Raw genomic sequence first — 15,076 nt, 5'->3', positions numbered from 1 at the left:
ACCTACGTCGATGACATCGTCGAGGGCGTCCTGCGCGTACTCGACCGGCCGGCGGCGGCCAATCCTGGCTACGACGCGGCACGGCCGGATCCGGCCACCAGCAACGTCCCGTACCGGGTCTTCAATATCGGTAACAACCAGCCGGTGCGGCTGATGGAGTACATCGCCGCGCTCGAGTCGGCGCTCGGGCGAAGCTCCGAGAAGCGCCTGCTGCCGCTGCAGCCGGGCGATGTTCCGGCTACTTATGCCGACACGACGCTGCTCGACGAGTGGGTTGCCTTCAAGCCGGCGACGCCGGTGACGGAGGGGGTGGCCCGTTTCGTCGAGTGGTACCGGGCCTACTACGGCTGATGGAGGCTATGACGCCCGCTTGCTGCTGCGGGCGGCCTGCTCTAGAATGCGCGTTCAACCGTTGAACAGACTGCCCGTGAACGACGCCGCTCACTACCGCCTTCTCAAGCTGATCGAGACTAATCCGGACATCAGCCAGCGTGAGCTCGCCCGCGAAATGGGGGTCAGCCTCGGCAAGGCGAATTACTGCCTGAAGGCGCTGGTTGCCAAGGGGTTCGTCAAGCTGGAAAATTTCGGTCGTCACCGCAACAAACTGGCCTATGCCTATCTGCTGACACCCGCCGGCATCGAGGAAAAAGCGCGTGTCACCGTATCGTTCCTGCGCCGCAAGGAACAGGAATTCGAAACCATCAAGCAGGAGATCGCCCGCCTGCGCGAAGAAGTGGAGCCCCGGCACGCCAGCCGCTAGCGCCAGCGCGCCGCCTTTTGAAAGTCGATCATGACAACCAGCAACCAGGACACCAGACTCGCCATCATCGGACTCGGCTATGTCGGTCTGCCATTGGCCGTCGAATTCGGCAAGAAGCGCAGCGTTGTCGGCTTCGACATCAACGAACGCCGCGTCGACGAACTGCGCTCCGGGCAGGACCACACGCTCGAGGTCAGCCCGGAAGAACTGGCGCAGGCGACGCATCTGCGTTACACCGCGACGCTGGGCGACCTGCGCGAATGCAACGTCTTCATCGTCACCGTGCCGACGCCGATCGACGAGCACAAGCGCCCGGACCTGACACCGCTGGTCAAGGCCAGCGAGACGATCGGCCAGGTGCTGAAGAAGGGCGACATCGTCATCTATGAATCGACCGTCTATCCCGGCGCCACCGAGGAGGACTGCGTGCCGGTGCTGGAAAAGGTCTCCGGTCTGCGCTTCAACGAGGACTTCTTCGCCGGCTACAGCCCGGAGCGGATCAACCCGGGCGACAAGGAGCACCGGGTGACGACGATCAGGAAGGTGACCTCGGGCTCGACGCCGGAAGTCGCCGAGCGCGTCGATGCGCTCTACAACGAGATCATCGTCGCCGGCACGCACCAGGCGCCGAGCATCCGCGTCGCCGAGGCGGCGAAGGTGATCGAGAACACCCAGCGCGACCTGAACATCGCACTGATCAACGAATTGGCGATCATCTTCAACAAGATGGGGATCGATACCGAGGCGGTGCTGCAGGCCGCCGGCACCAAGTGGAATTTCCTGCCGTTCCGTCCCGGCCTGGTCGGCGGCCACTGCATCGGCGTTGATCCCTACTACCTGACCCACAAGGCGCAGGCCATCGGCTACCACCCGGAGATCATCCTCGCCGGCCGCCGGCTGAACGACGGCATGGGCTCCTATGTGGTCGGCCAGCTGGTCAAGGCGATGACGAAGAAGCGCATCCACGTCGACGGCGCGCGCGTCCTCGTCATGGGTCTCACCTTCAAGGAGAACTGCCCGGACCTGCGCAACACCCGCGTCATCGACATCGTCCGCGAGCTGGGCGAGTACAACGTCTCGGTCGACATCCACGATCCGTGGGTCGACGCGGCGGAAGCGCAGCACGAATACGGCGTGACGCCGATCGCCGCACCGGAGGCCGGCGCCTACGACGCCATCGTCGTCGCCGTCGCCCATGCCCAGTTCCGCGAGCTGGGCGAGAAGCGTATCCGCGCTTTCGGGCGTCCCGCGCATGTGCTCTACGATCTGAAGTACATCCTGCCGGCCGACGCGTCGGATATCCGTCTTTGATAACGGAGTCTGCCATGCGCTCCTATCCCATCATCGACGGACGGAAAATCCGTCTGGCACTGGTCGGCTGCGGCCGCATCGCCAGGAACCACTTTGCCGCCATCGAGCAGCATGACGACCGCGTCGAGCTGGTCGACGTCTGCGACATCAACCCCGAAGCGCTGGCGCAGGCGGTCGAGGCCAGCGGTGCGACGGGCCACGCCTCGCTCGATTCGTTGCTGGCGACGACCAGCGCCGATCTGGTCGTGCTGACCACGCCGAGCGGCCTGCACCCGGAGCAGACGGTTCAGATCGCCGAATCCGGCCGCCACGTGATGACCGAGAAGCCGATGGCCACCCGCTGGCACGACGGGCTGCGCATGGTCAAGGCCTGCGACGACGTCAACGTCCGCCTGTTCGTGGTCAAGCAGAACCGGCGCAACGCCACGCTGCAGCTGCTCAAGCGGGCGGTCGAGCAGAAGCGTTTCGGCCGCATCTACATGGTCAACATCAACGTGTTCTGGACGCGGCCGCAGGGCTACTACGACAGCTCGTCCTGGCGCGGCACCTGGGAGTTCGACGGCGGCGCCTTCATGAACCAGGCCAGCCACTACGTCGACCTGCTCGACTGGCTGATCGGGCCGATCGAAAGCGTGCAGGCCTATACCGCGACGCTCGCCCGCGACATCGAGGTCGAGGACAGCGGCGTCATGAACATCCGCTGGCGCTCCGGCGCGCTGGGGTCGATGAACGTGACGATGCTCACCTATCCGAAGAACCTGGAAGGCAGCATCACCCTCATCGGCGAGAAGGGTACCGTCCGCGTCGGCGGCGTCGCGGTCAACGACATCCAGCACTGGGAGTTCGCCGAGCCGCATGCCGACGACGACCTGGTCCGCTCCGCCAGCTACGACACGACCTCGGTCTATGGCTTCGGCCACCCGCTCTACTACGACAACGTGATCAAGGTCCTGCGCGGCGAGGCGGAGCCGGAGACCGACGGCCGCGAAGGCCTGAAATCGCTGGAAGTGCTGATCGCCGCCTACCTTTCCGCGCGCGACGGGCGTCGCGTCGCCTTGCCGCTCGATTACTGAGCATGCCGGCGACCATCCATCCGACCGCCATCGTCGACGACGGAGCGACGCTCGGCGAGGGCACGCGGATCTGGCACTGGGTCCATATCTGCGGCGGTGCCCACATCGGCGCCAACTGTTCGCTCGGCCAGAACGTCTTCGTCGGCAACGACGTGGCCATCGGCGACAACGTCAAGATCCAGAACAACGTCTCCGTCTACGACGCGGTGACGCTGGAGGACGATGTCTTCTGCGGGCCGAGCATGGTGTTCACCAACGTCTTCAACCCGCGTGCGGCGGTCGTGCGCAAGAGCGAATACCGGCCGACGCTGGTCCGTCGCGGCGCGACGCTGGGAGCGAACTCGACGATCGTCTGCGGCACGACGGTGGGCCGTTACGCCTTCGTCGGCGCCGGCGCCGTCGTCACCCGCGACGTGCCCGACCACGCGCTGGTCGTCGGCGTTCCCGGCGTGCAGGTCGGCTGGATGAGCCGGCATGGCGAGCGTCTCGAACTCCCCGTCGACGGCGATGGAGATGCCGCATGTCCGGCGACCGGCGAGCGCTACCGCCTGCGCGGCGGCCGGCTCGAATTGCACGACGAGGTCTGAGCGTATGGACTTCATCGACCTGAAGACCCAGTACCGCGCACTGCAGCCGGCGATCGACGCGCGGATGCGGCAGGTTCTCGAACACGGCCAGTACATCATGGGCCCGGAAGTCGCCGAGCTGGAATCCCGCCTGGCCGGTTTCACGGAGGTCCGTCACTGCGTCACCGTCGCCAGCGGCACCGAAGCCCTGCTCATCGCATTGATGGCGCTCGGCGTGCGCGCCGGCGACGAGGTGATAACCACGCCGTTCACCTTCGTCGCCACGGCCGAGGCGATCGCGCTGCTTGGCGCGACGCCGGTCTTCGTCGACGTCGAGGAAGACACGGGCAACATCGATGCCGGCCTGATCGAACCGGCGATCACCGACCGCACCCGGGCGATCATGCCGGTGTCGCTCTACGGCCAGCCGGCCGACATGGATGCTGTCAACGACATCGCGGAGCGTCATGGGATCGCCGTCGTCGAGGATGCCGCGCAGAGCTTCGGCGCCACCTATCGGGGACGGCGCAGCTGCAACCTGTCGACCATCGGTTGCACCAGCTTCTTTCCGAGCAAGCCCCTCGGCTGCTACGGCGACGGCGGGGCAATCTTCACAAGCGACGACGCGCTCGCCAGGGCGATGCGCGAAATACGCGTACACGGCCAGGAGCACCGCTACTACCACACGCGCATCGGCGTCGGCGGCCGCATGGACACCCTGCAGTGCGCGGTCGTCCTCGCCAAGCTCGATCGTTTCGAACGGGAAATCGTCCGGCGTCGTGAGATCGGCGCGCGTTACGACCGTCATTTCGCGGGGCGGCTCGGATCGGTCGCGCAGCGTCCGGACCGGACAAGCGTCTTTGCGCAATACACCGTTTTCGCCGATGACCGCGCCCGGCTGCAGGAGGCGCTGAAGACGGCGGGCATCCCCACCGCCGTGCACTATCCCGTCCCGCTGCACCGGCAACCGGCGTATGCCGGCCGGTGCCGCATCCAGGGCAGCCTAGACGTCGCCGAGCATCTGGCCGAACGGGTGATCAGCTTGCCGATGGGGCCGGATCTTCGGGTAGAGGACCAGGATTGCGTGATCGCCGAAGTCCTGCGGGTGCTCGCCCCTGTTGCGGCGTGAAGATCGATTGATGAAACCGTTTTTCTGGAGCAATAAATGAATCTGAGCGGAGCGAAAATCTTGGTTATCGGCGGAGCCGGCTTCATCGGCAGCCACGTGGTCGCCGAACTGTTGAAGACCGACGTAGGCGAAGTCGTCATTTACGACAACTTCGCCCGGGGCAAGCGCACGCACATCGAGCCCTACCTGTCCGACCCGCGCTGCCGTCTGTACGCAAACGGCGGCGACATACGCGAGACCGACATCCTCGACGACGCGATGCGCGGCGTCGACGGCGTCATCCATCTGGCGGCGATGTGGCTGCTGCATTGCAAGGATTTCCCGCGCACCGCCTTCCACGTGAACATCGAAGGCACCTTCAACGTGCTCGAAGCCTGTGTCAAGCATAAGGTGAAGCGCCTCGTCTATTCCTCTTCGGCCTCGGTCTATGGCGACGCGGTCGAAGTGCCGATGACCGAGCAGCACCCGTTCAACAACCGCAACTTCTACGGCGCCAGCAAGATTGCCTGCGAGGCGATGTGCCGGGCCTTCCACGACCGCTACGGCCTCGACTACGTCGGCCTGCGCTACATGAACGTCTACGGGCCGCACCAGGACCAGACCGCCGCCTACACCGGCGTCATCCCGATCATGCTGAACAAGATCGACGCCAACGAGCCGCCGGTTATCAACGGCGACGGCACCCAAGCCTACGATTTTATCGACGTCGAGGACGTCGCACGCTGCAACGTATTGGCGCTGCAATCCGAGGCCACCGACCAGTTCTACAACGTCGGTTCCGGCGTGCAGACCAGCATCAAGCAGCTGTGCGACCTGATCCTCGAACTGAAGCAATCCGACCTCAAGGTCACCTACAAGCCCTACAGCGCCGATGACGCGCGGCGCATGGTGCAGAACCGCATCGGCTGCCCGAAGAAGGCCGAGGCAGACCTCGGCTTCAGGTACCGCTACGAGCTGCGCGAAGGCCTGCAGAAGCTGATCGCCTGGCGTGAAGCCAATAAGGGCCAGTACTGACATGGAGAAGCGATCGATCGCCATCTCCCTGCCGTGCACCGGCGACGACGAGTGGCAGGCCACCCGCGAACCGCTGACTACCGGCTGGCTGACCCAGGGACCCAAGGTTGCCGCCTTCGAGAAGGCCTTCGCCGAGCGCCACGGCGTCTCCCACGCACTGGCCACCACCAGCTGCACCACCGGCCTGCACCTGATCCTGGTGGCGATGGGTATCGGTCCCGGCGACGAGGTCATCGTCCCGGCCTTCACCTGGGTGGCCACCGCCAACGTCGTCGTCTATTGCGGCGCGACGCCGGTGTTCGCCGACGTCGACCGCGCCACCTGCAACATCGACCCCGCCGACGTCGCCCGCCGCATCACGCCGCGCACGAAGGCAGTCATCGCCGTCCACCTGTTCGGCCTCTGCGCCGACATGGACGCGCTGCGCGCGGTCTTGCCGCCGGAGGTGCCGATCATCGAGGATGCCGCCTGCGCTGCCGGCGCCGCCTACAAAGGAGTTCCCGCCGGCGCCCTCGGCCTGGCCGCCGCCTTCTCGTTCCACCCGCGTAAGTCGATCACCACCGGCGAGGGCGGGATGGTCACCACCAACGACGATGCGCTTGCCGACGTCGCCAACATGCTGCGCAACCACGGCGCGTCGATTTCCGAAGAGCAGCGCCACAAGGGGCCGCGCCCCTACCTGCTGCCCGAGTTCAACCTGCTCGGCTACAACTACCGCATGACCGACCTGCAGGGCGCGGTCGGCCTCGTCCAGCTGCAGAAGCTTGATCGCTTCATCGCCGAGCGCGAGCAGTGGGCGGCCTTCTACCGCGACGCGCTGGCCGGCCTCGGCTGGCTGTGCATGCCGCAGCTGCCGGCGGAGGGCGGACGCCACGCCTGGCAGGCCTTCGTCACCTACGTCGATCCCGAGACGGCGCCGCTGCCGCGCAACGAGATCATGGCCCGCCTGCAGGAGCGGGGTATCTCGACGCGCCCGGGAACGCATGCCGTGCACCTGCTCGGCTACTACCGCGAACGCTACGGGATCCGGCCCGACGACTATCCGGGCGCGCGCGACTGCGACGCGAACACGATGGCCATTCCGCTGCACAACCGTATGAGCAAGGAAGATTACGAATATGTCGTTCGATGCCTCCGTGAAATCGCAGACTGAGCCCGTAGCGCCGCTGGCGTCCTGGGTTGCCGGGGTGCTCGGCGTCCAGCAGCTCGACGAAGGCCGGGAATTTTCCCTGGGCGGCCAGCCGTTCGTCGTGCGCGATGGCCTGCCGCGCAGCAGCAAGCTGGTTTCGGCCGCGCAGGCGCAGACTCGCGAGACCTTCGGCTTCAAGTGGAAGAAGGTCGACACCTTCGATTCCCCCGCATCGCTGGCGCGCATGCGCGAATGGCTGATCGAGCGCTACGGCGATCTCGCCACGGTGCCGTGGCTGGCCGAGCATGGCGAGCAGCCGTTGCTGATCGACGCCGGCTGCGGCGCCGGCATGTCCGGACTGGAGCTCCTCGGCCCGCTGCTGCCGCGCATCCGCTATCTCGGCGTCGATGTTTCCGAGGCTGTGGACGTCGCCCGCCAGCGCTTTGCGCAGCAGGGCCACTCCTGCGGCTTCCTGCAGGCCGATATCAGTGACCTGCCGCTGCCGCCCGAATCGGTCGATCTGATCTTCTCCGAAGGCGTCCTGCACCACACCAACTCGACCGAGGGCGCCCTCAAGTCGCTGGCGCGCCTGCTCAAGCCGGGCGGCCGCTTCCTGTTCTACGTCTACAAGAAGAAGGGACCGATCCGTGAATTCACGGATGACTACATCCGCGACAAGCTGCAGACGATGTCGCCCGATGAAGCCTGGAAGGCGATGGAGCCGTTGACCCAGCTCGGAATTTCGCTCGGCGAACTGAATGCCGAAATCGACATCCCGCAGCCGATCGACGTACTCGGCATTCCCACCGGCCGGATCAACGTGCAGCGCCTGTTCTACTGGCACGTGGCCAAGATGTTCTACCGGCCGGAACTCAGCTTCGACGAAATGAACCACATCAACTTCGACTGGTACGCGCCGGCGAATGCGGCCCGCCAGTCGCCCGAGGAAGTGCGCGCCTGGTGTGCCGAGTCCGGCCTGACGGTGGAGCGCGAGGTCGTCGAGGACGCCGGCATCACCATCATTGCCCGCAAGGACTGAATCATGTGCGGCATCGCCGGCTATCTGCAGTTCAATGGCGACGCGGTATCGCCGGTCGTGCTGCGCCGCATGGGCGAGGCCATCGCGCATCGCGGCCCGGACGGCGAGGGAGTCTTCTCCGACGGCCCCTGCGGGCTGGTCCATCGTCGTCTGGCCATCATCGACCTTTCGCCCGCCGGCCATCAGCCGATGGCGACCGAGGACGGGCGTTACGTCATCTCCTACAATGGCGAAGTGTTCAACTTCCAGGAGCTGCGCATCGAGCTGGAAGCGCTGGGCTGGCACTTCCGTTCGCGTACCGACAGCGAGGTCGTACTCAAGGCCGTCGTCCAGTGGGGAACCGATGCGCTGTCACGCTTCAACGGGCAGTTCGCCTTCGCCGTCTGGGACCGCGTCGCCCGCCGCCTTCTGCTTGGCCGCGATCGCTACGGGATCAAGCCGGTCTATGTGCGCCGCACCGGCAATGCGCTGATCTTCGGCTCCGAGATCAAGGCCATCCTCCGCCATCCGGAGTGCCGCGCGGAAATCGACAAGGAAGGCCTCTTCGAGTACCTGTCGTTCCAGAACTTCTTCACGGAGCGCACCCTGTTCAAGTGCGTCAGCATCCTGCAGGCCGGCTCGTGGATGTCGGTGGCGGAGAACGGCGAAACGCAAACCGGCTGCTACTGGGATTTCCGCTTTTCCGAACCCGATTCGGCATCGGCTGCCAGCGAAGCCGAATATCGCGAGGAGCTTGACCGTCTGCTACGCCAGGCGGTCAAGCGCCAGCTGGTCGCCGACGTCGAGCTCGGCACCTATCTCAGCGGCGGCATGGACTCGGGCACGGTGACCGCGCTCGCCGCGCGCGAGCTTCCTTACATGCGCACCTTCACCTGCGGCTTCGACCTGCGTTCCGCCTCCGGCATCGAGCTGGGCATGGACGAGCGGGAGAAGGCCGAGCACATGTCCTACCTGTACCGGACCGAGCACTACCAGATGGTGCTCAAGGCAGGTGACATGGAACGCGTGTTGCCGAAGCTGGCCTGGCACCTCGAAGAGCCGCGCGTCGGCCAGAGCTATCCCAACTTCTACGTTGCGCAGCTGGCGAGCAAATTCTGCAAGGTGGTACTCTCGGGAGACGGCGGCGATGAGCTCTTCGCAGGCTATCCGTGGCGCTACTACCGGGCGGTGGTGAACGACGATTTCGAGCACTACACCGACAAGTATTTCCAGTACTGGCAGCGTCTGCTTCCCGCCGACCGGATTCCGCACATCTTCGGGCCGGTCTGGTCCGAGGTCTCGCACGTGTCGACGCGGGACATCTTCCGCGGCGTCTTCCACGAACACGCCCACCACCTGACCCTGCCGGAAGACTATATCAACCATTCGCTCTACTTCGAGGCCAAGACCTTCCTGCACGGTCTGCTGACGATCGAGGACAAGATCAGCATGGCGCACGGGCTGGAGACGCGGGTGCCATTCCTCGACAACGACCTGGTCGACTTTGCGTGCCGGGTACCGGTCGGGCTCAAGCTGGGCAACCTCGGTGAGGTGGTCCGGCTCGACGAGAACGAGCCGGGGCCGAAGACGGCGAAGTACTTCCAGCAGACGCGCGACGGCAAGCTCCTGCTGCGCCGGGTGATGGAGCGCTACGTTCCAGCAGACATCGCCGACGGCGTCAAGAAGGGCTTTTCGGCTCCCGACGCCAGCTGGTTTCGTGGGGACAGCATCGACTACGTGCGCCGCCGCCTGATGGGCCGCGATGCCTGCCTTTTCGACTACCTCGACCGGGCGGCGATCCAGTCGCTGATCGGCGACCATCTCGACGGCAAGGAAAACCGCCGCCTGCTGATCTGGTCGCTGCTCAGCATCGAGGAGTGGCTGCGCCATCTGGAGGCCGGTGCGTGGACGAACCCCTGACGCCGGAACGCTTTGCCGAGTTGCTGCGTGCGAGCTATCTTGCCGCAGACGAGCGCCTGCGCACCGAATACCAGCGCAGCCTGCCGTTCCAGGACGCGCTGTTCGACCGTTGGGAGCGCGCCCGGCGGCTCGGCTTCGCGCCGGACGCGAGCATCTACAACAGTGCCGCGGTCTTCGGCGAGGTGAGCGTCGGCACCGCCACCTGGATCGGCCCGAACACGCTGCTCGACGGTAGCGGCGGCGGCATCGAGATCGGCGCACACTGCTCCGTCTCGAGCGGTGTCCATATCTACACGCACGACACCGTCCTCTGGGCGCTTTCCGGCGGCACGCTCCAGCGCAAACAGGCACCCGTGCGCATCGGCGACTGCGTCTATATCGGCAGCCAGAGCGTGATCGCCGCCGGCGTCACGATCGGTTCTCGCTGCGTGGTGGCGGCCAACAGCTTCGTCAATGCAGATGTTCCAGATGGGACGATCGTCGGTGGTACGCCGGCGCGGAAAATCGGTTCGGTCGTCGGCGAAGGGGGGCAAGTGCGCATGGTCTTTGATTCGGGGGGCTAGAGCGGCGTGTCTACGAATTCGTTGTCGTTCCCAAGGCTGGTCAGGCAACTGGCTGCCGATATCCGCCAGCGCTATCGCTGGAGGATACCGGTACTGGTATTACTGATGACTGTCGTTGCCTTGAGCGAAGGCCTCGGCATGGTTCTGCTGCTACCCCTGCTCAACGCCGTAGGCATTTCCGGGCAGGCTGGCAGCGGAATGCTGGGGGGGGCAATCACGAGCGTCCTGTCGGCGTCAGGTGCCGGCGATTCGGCCTACCATCTGGCGTTGCTGGTGCTTGCCGTCTTTGCAGTGCAGTTGCTGCTCTTTCTCGCTCAGACCTGGTGGGTGTCCCGGCTGCAGCGCGACTACGGCGCCCAGTGGCAGAAAAATCTCTTCGGGCTCCTGCTGCACGCCCGCTGGAGCTTCATTTCCAACCTGAAGCTCGGTGCGATGACGAATCAGATCGCCCAGGAGACGATCCGCCTCTCCGGCGCCTTCCTCATCCTCGCGCAGTTGGCTGCCGTCGCCATTACCGCAGGCGTCTACGTGCTGTTCGCGTGCCTGATTTCGTGGCAGGTGACGTTGCTCATGGTCGGCTTCGCGGCGCTGCTCTTTCTGTCTGTCCGCGGAATCGGGCGCCGCAACTACCGCATCGGGTTGCGGCTCGGGCCACTTGCCGCAGAGCTCAATGTCCTGCTCACCGAGTTTCTCGGCGGGATCAAGCTGATCAAGGCGACAGCGACGGAAGGGGTTGCCGAAAAACGCGTCGCACGGGTGGTGGACGAACTCTGCGTTCAGCACACGTGGGCGACTTTCCTGCCGGCGCTGGTGCGCGCGATTTTCGAATTCGCGGCGATCTCCGGGCTTTGTCTTCTCCTCGTATTCGGCTACCGCAACCTGGACATTCCAGCCGCCAGCATGCTGGTGGTGCTTGCCCTGTTCATCCGTCTGCTGCCGCGCTTCAACGCACTGCAGCAGAATGTGCAGCTTCTGGCCACCTATGTGCCGGCGTTTTCCGATGCACAGCAGCTCGCTAGGTCGGCTGCCGCAGCGGCGGAGGAGGCTGTAGTTCCGCCGCATGCAGCCTGCGTTCCTGTGATGAACGGTCCGCTCGCCATCGACATCGCCGCTGGCGGCTATGATGGCGTCACCACCCTGCGCGATGTCAGGCTTCTCTTTCCCGAGGCTGGCGTCGTCGGCATCGTTGGCGAATCCGGTGCCGGCAAGTCGACGCTGGTGAATTGCCTGCTCGGACTGGCTGAAATCCAGCAAGGGAAAATCGCCTTCGGATGCTGCGAGATGCACTCCGTCGCGCTTTCCAAATGGCGCCGCCAGATCGGCTACGTCCCGCAGGAAACCGTCCTGTTCCATCAGTCGATCAGCGACAACATCGCTTGGGGCAATCCGGAAGCCGACGATCGTGCCGTCGAAGAGGCCGCCCGGCAGGCACTCGCGCATGGCTTCATCATGCAGCAGGCGGCGGCTTATGCGACGGTGGTCGGTGATCAGGGGGCGCGCCTTTCTGGCGGGCAGCGGCAGCGCCTGGGTATCGCGCGCGCATTGCTCGGTCGGCCACGGCTTTTGGTGATGGACGAAGCGACCAGTGCACTTGACTCCACTTCCGAGGCGGCGGTGCTCGAAACCGTCGAGAACCTTCGCCGCAACATATGCGTGATCATGGTTGCGCACCGTCTGGCGACCGTGCGTAACGCCGACATGATCGTCGTTCTCAGCCAGGGCCGGGTCGTCGAAACCGGAACTTGGTCGGCGCTGATAGCCAAGCAGGGCGTCTTTTTCCGGCTGGCGCAGGCCCAGCACATCGAATGAGCCGACAGGATATGGATTTCACCATCGATGCCTATGCCGAACTGGTTTCGGCAGCGGCGGCACGCTACCGCTTCCTCCGTTTCGCCGAATCCTCGACCGAAGGCGAGGTCGCGCTGTGGCGGCATGACATCGATTTCTCACCCCAGCGTGCGCTGGCGCTGGCCAGGGTCGAAGCCGCCAGCGGCGTTCCTGCGACCTATTTCGTCCAGGTGTCGTCGCGCTACTACAGCATCTTCGAGCCCGAGATCGCCGCCATACTGCGGCAGATCGTCGCGCTCGGCCACGACATCGGCCTGCATTTTGACGCCGAGGTCTGTGCGTACCAGTCTGTCCCCGATTTCGATAAGCGCATTGCTTTTGAGGCCAGTGCGCTTGAAGAAATTGTCGAAGCCCGTGTCGCCTCGTTCACCCTGCACAACCCGACGACGCTGGTTGGCGTGTCGCTTGATGAGCCTCTCCGGGCTGGACTGGTGAACGGGAGTTGCTCCGAATTTCGGGCAGCCTATGCCTATTGCTCCGATAGCAACGGCCTTTGGCGCTACCGTTCACTGGCGGAGATGATCGCCGACCCGGCGATCGGCCGGCTGTACGCCCTGACGCATCCCGAGTGGTGGCAGGTAGAGCCGATGCCGCCGCGGCAGCGATTGCAGCGCTGCATCGACGGTCGGGCGGAATTCTGCAGCCGCTATTACGACGGCCTGCTCGAAGAAAATAACCGGCCCAACATCGGAGCGCAGCGATGAGCGAATCCGATCGTGGCCTGCTCGTTGCTGGTCATCAGCCCAATTTCCTGCCTTGGTTCGGCTACTTCGAGAAGATGCTCAAGTGCGACCTGTTCGTCTACTCCGACGACGTCCAGTTTCCCAAGCAGTGCTACACCAACCGCGTCGAGATTCCGGTCGGCAAGGGGGCGACCTTCCTCACGCTGCCGGTGAGGAAGGGGGGGGACGCTCGCATTGCCGACAAGCGGTACGTCAAGGATCCGGCCACGTTGTCCCGGCTCGCCAAGACGCTCCGCATCAATTTCGGCGGGCTGCCGTACTTTTCCGATGTCGAGCCGGTGATCGACGAGTTCGAGCGTGCCTGCGCGCAGCACGATACGGTGGCCGACTTCAACATCCACATGAACCAGTATCTGGCGGCGGCATTCGGCATCCGCACGGCGGTCCGTCGCGGGACCGCGCTCGGACTGGAGGCGTTCCATCGCAATGAGCGCCTGATTGAGCGCTGCCGCCTACTGAATTCGCGCGACTACCTCTGTGGGCAGGGCGCTGACGATTATCAGGACGAGGGCATGCTGAAAGCGGCCGGCATCCGTCTGCACCGGATCGACTACGGCATCGGCCGCGCCCTGTTCGGCGATGCGCTGCGCTACTCGGTCCTCTACGGCCTGGGCCGGATCGGGCCGGCACGGATTCGCGACGCTGTCGCCGACTACCAGCGCAGCGCTGGGAGGCAATAGTGCGGGTACTGTACGTCGATGCCAACGCTTGGCACATCAATCCCACGGCCAACCTGCTGCCGGTGCTGGTTCGCGAGCGTTTTCCCGCCGTCCGCTTCTACGGACCGGGTTTCGTCGACGACGGAGTGATTGCGGGTGGCCTGCAGGCTTTTGTCGATCGCCACGGACCGTTTGACGTGGCGTTGCTCGGGCCGGCGACGCCGTTCCTCGGCGAAGGCGCCGATGCCGATCACGGCGCGGTCGCCTTCCTGCGCCGCTATGCCTCCCATCGCCTGGCCGACCGTACCCTGCTGGCCTTCTTTGCCGATGCGCGTGCCGTGTTCGGAAAGTTGCCGGTTGCCGTCCGGCTGGTGTCCGTCCTCAACTTCGACTACTACGCAACATCGCAGAAGCAGATCGACGTGCTGCTCGAACAGTCGCTTGCCGTGCTCGGACCCAACGACCAGTTCGTGCTGGCATTGGCCGACCTCCCTGATTTTGCCAGCCGCGAAAAACACTACGTCAAGAAGGCCGACCGTTTTACCGATGCCTGGCGGAACTTCCTGCTGCAGCACCCGGAACGCGTCGTCACCGCGACCCATTTCGTCGGTCCGCAGGAGTACTGCTTCGATCCGCTCTCCGTGCGTCCCTACGAAGTCGCCGTTCCCGGCGTCGAGTACCTGCTGCGCAAGGATGCGGTCAGACGGCTCGCCGGGACCCGGCTGCACAGCGCGTCGAAGACCTATTTTCACCTCTACCGACTGGTGAACCGCCTGGGCTTGCCGGCCTACTCCCATCCGCTGGCGCTGCGGCTGTACAACCTGTTTTTCCAGCGGACGCTCGCCGACACGCGCTGTGTCTATACCGCGCGCGGCGGCTTCGGCATCCCGATCCGCAAGTTCTTCGAGATTCCCGCCGCCGGCGGGTTGCTGATCTGCAGCCCGTGCAACGGGTACGCCGACCTCGGCTTCGAAGCCGGGCGACACTACGTACAGGCGGAACCCGATGCGCTGCTCGACGTCCTGTCCGAATGGCTGGCGAACCCGCGGGCGCAGGAGGTCGCAAGCGCCGGCCAGCAACTGGTCATCGCCAGGCATTCGATGGTGGCCCGCGGCGAGCAGATCGAACGCTGCCTGCGCGCGATGGTCACCAGAGGTTATCGTGGCGCACGCTGGCATCAGGGTGAATTCGTCGTCGACGAGGTGTCGCCATGTGCGGGCTGATCGCCGCCTGGGACCCGGCCGGTCTTGCCGATGCGCCGCTGGCCGCGGCGCTGGCCGACCTCCGTCATCGCGGTCCGGATGCACAGGCCAGCCTCTGGCGCGAGGATCACCGGCTGCATC

The 15,076-nt window shown here is 65.0% G+C and carries 14 protein-coding genes and 1 pseudogene; all 15 read left to right on the top strand.

Annotated features, from left to right (window positions below):
- Window positions 1-351: pseudogene (locus RKP46_RS17080) on the top strand (protein CapI); the annotation flags it as partial.
- A gap of 76 nt (window positions 352-427) precedes the next feature.
- Entirely contained in the window at window positions 428-760 is a 333-nt protein-coding gene (locus RKP46_RS17075) for a MarR family EPS-associated transcriptional regulator (RefSeq protein ID WP_311107738.1), read from the top strand.
- Window positions 761-790: 30 nt separating this feature from the next.
- Window positions 791-2,071: a Vi polysaccharide biosynthesis UDP-N-acetylglucosamine C-6 dehydrogenase TviB gene (gene tviB, locus RKP46_RS17070; RefSeq protein WP_311107737.1), complete on the top strand. Its 1,281-nt coding sequence runs from the start codon at window positions 791-793 to the stop codon at window positions 2,069-2,071.
- A 14-nt stretch (window positions 2,072-2,085) separates the two neighbouring features.
- The gene (locus tag RKP46_RS17065) at window positions 2,086-3,144 is read left to right on the top strand and encodes a Gfo/Idh/MocA family oxidoreductase (RefSeq protein ID WP_311107736.1); all 1,059 of its coding nucleotides are present in this window, start codon (window positions 2,086-2,088) and stop codon (window positions 3,142-3,144) included.
- 2 nt (window positions 3,145-3,146) lie between these two features.
- Window positions 3,147-3,731, top strand: coding sequence for a DapH/DapD/GlmU-related protein (locus tag RKP46_RS17060; protein WP_311107735.1), 585 nt, complete (start codon window positions 3,147-3,149; stop codon window positions 3,729-3,731).
- Window positions 3,732-3,735: 4 nt separating this feature from the next.
- The gene (locus RKP46_RS17055; protein WP_311107734.1) at window positions 3,736-4,839 is read left to right on the top strand and encodes a DegT/DnrJ/EryC1/StrS family aminotransferase; all 1,104 of its coding nucleotides are present in this window, start codon (window positions 3,736-3,738) and stop codon (window positions 4,837-4,839) included.
- Window positions 4,840-4,875: 36 nt separating this feature from the next.
- Window positions 4,876-5,853, top strand: a complete 978-nt coding sequence (locus tag RKP46_RS17050; RefSeq protein ID WP_311107733.1) for an NAD-dependent epimerase/dehydratase family protein — start codon at window positions 4,876-4,878, stop codon at window positions 5,851-5,853.
- Window position 5,854: 1 nt separating this feature from the next.
- Window positions 5,855-7,006 carry a DegT/DnrJ/EryC1/StrS family aminotransferase gene (locus RKP46_RS17045; RefSeq protein ID WP_311107732.1) on the top strand — a complete coding sequence of 384 codons (1,152 nt, stop codon included), beginning with the start codon at window positions 5,855-5,857 and terminating at the stop codon, window positions 7,004-7,006.
- On the top strand, window positions 6,990-8,021 hold the full coding sequence (locus tag RKP46_RS17040) for a class I SAM-dependent methyltransferase (RefSeq protein ID WP_311107731.1): 1,032 nt from the start codon (window positions 6,990-6,992) through the stop codon (window positions 8,019-8,021). Before RKP46_RS17045 ends, RKP46_RS17040 begins: the two co-directional genes overlap by 17 nt.
- A gap of 3 nt (window positions 8,022-8,024) precedes the next feature.
- Window positions 8,025-9,920, top strand: coding sequence for an asparagine synthase (glutamine-hydrolyzing) (gene asnB / locus RKP46_RS17035; RefSeq protein WP_311107730.1), 1,896 nt, complete (start codon window positions 8,025-8,027; stop codon window positions 9,918-9,920).
- Window positions 9,905-10,483: an acyltransferase gene (locus tag RKP46_RS17030; RefSeq protein WP_311107729.1), complete on the top strand. Its 579-nt coding sequence runs from the start codon at window positions 9,905-9,907 to the stop codon at window positions 10,481-10,483. Before asnB ends, RKP46_RS17030 begins: the two co-directional genes overlap by 16 nt.
- A 6-nt stretch (window positions 10,484-10,489) precedes the next feature.
- Window positions 10,490-12,292, top strand: coding sequence for an ABC transporter ATP-binding protein (locus RKP46_RS17025; RefSeq protein ID WP_311107728.1), 1,803 nt, complete (start codon window positions 10,490-10,492; stop codon window positions 12,290-12,292).
- Entirely contained in the window at window positions 12,289-13,035 is a 747-nt protein-coding gene (locus RKP46_RS17020; RefSeq protein WP_311107727.1) for a hypothetical protein, read from the top strand. The genes RKP46_RS17025 and RKP46_RS17020 overlap by 4 nt, the downstream gene beginning before the upstream one ends.
- Entirely contained in the window at window positions 13,032-13,754 is a 723-nt protein-coding gene (locus RKP46_RS17015) for a WbqC family protein (protein WP_311107726.1), read from the top strand. Before RKP46_RS17020 ends, RKP46_RS17015 begins: the two co-directional genes overlap by 4 nt.
- A complete protein-coding gene (locus tag RKP46_RS17010; protein ID WP_311107725.1) occupies window positions 13,754-14,956 on the top strand; it encodes a glycosyltransferase in 1,203 nt (400 codons plus the stop codon). The genes RKP46_RS17015 and RKP46_RS17010 overlap by 1 nt, the downstream gene beginning before the upstream one ends.
- Window positions 14,957-15,076: the final 120 nt, after the last annotated feature.

The sequence above is a fragment of the Accumulibacter sp. genome (assembly GCF_031732815.1).
In the GTDB taxonomy this organism is placed as follows: domain Bacteria; phylum Pseudomonadota; class Gammaproteobacteria; order Burkholderiales; family Rhodocyclaceae; genus Accumulibacter.
This window is presented reverse-complemented; position numbering and strand designations above follow the sequence as displayed.

What these genes read in the sequence shown, in the direction of transcription:
- RKP46_RS17065 (WP_311107736.1), top strand. Translation starts at nt 2,086, where the DNA reads ATGCGCTCCTATCCCATCATCGACGGACGGAAAATCCGTCTGGCACTG.
- RKP46_RS17020 (WP_311107727.1), top strand. Translation starts at nt 12,289, where the DNA reads ATGAGCCGACAGGATATGGATTTCACCATCGATGCCTATGCCGAACTG.
- asnB (WP_311107730.1), top strand. Translation starts at nt 8,025, where the DNA reads ATGTGCGGCATCGCCGGCTATCTGCAGTTCAATGGCGACGCGGTATCG.
- RKP46_RS17055 (WP_311107734.1), top strand. Translation starts at nt 3,736, where the DNA reads ATGGACTTCATCGACCTGAAGACCCAGTACCGCGCACTGCAGCCGGCG.
- RKP46_RS17060 (WP_311107735.1), top strand. Translation starts at nt 3,147, where the DNA reads ATGCCGGCGACCATCCATCCGACCGCCATCGTCGACGACGGAGCGACG.
- RKP46_RS17045 (WP_311107732.1), top strand. Translation starts at nt 5,855, where the DNA reads ATGGAGAAGCGATCGATCGCCATCTCCCTGCCGTGCACCGGCGACGAC.
- RKP46_RS17015 (WP_311107726.1), top strand. Translation starts at nt 13,032, where the DNA reads ATGAGCGAATCCGATCGTGGCCTGCTCGTTGCTGGTCATCAGCCCAAT.
- tviB (WP_311107737.1), top strand. Translation starts at nt 791, where the DNA reads ATGACAACCAGCAACCAGGACACCAGACTCGCCATCATCGGACTCGGC.
- RKP46_RS17050 (WP_311107733.1), top strand. Translation starts at nt 4,876, where the DNA reads ATGAATCTGAGCGGAGCGAAAATCTTGGTTATCGGCGGAGCCGGCTTC.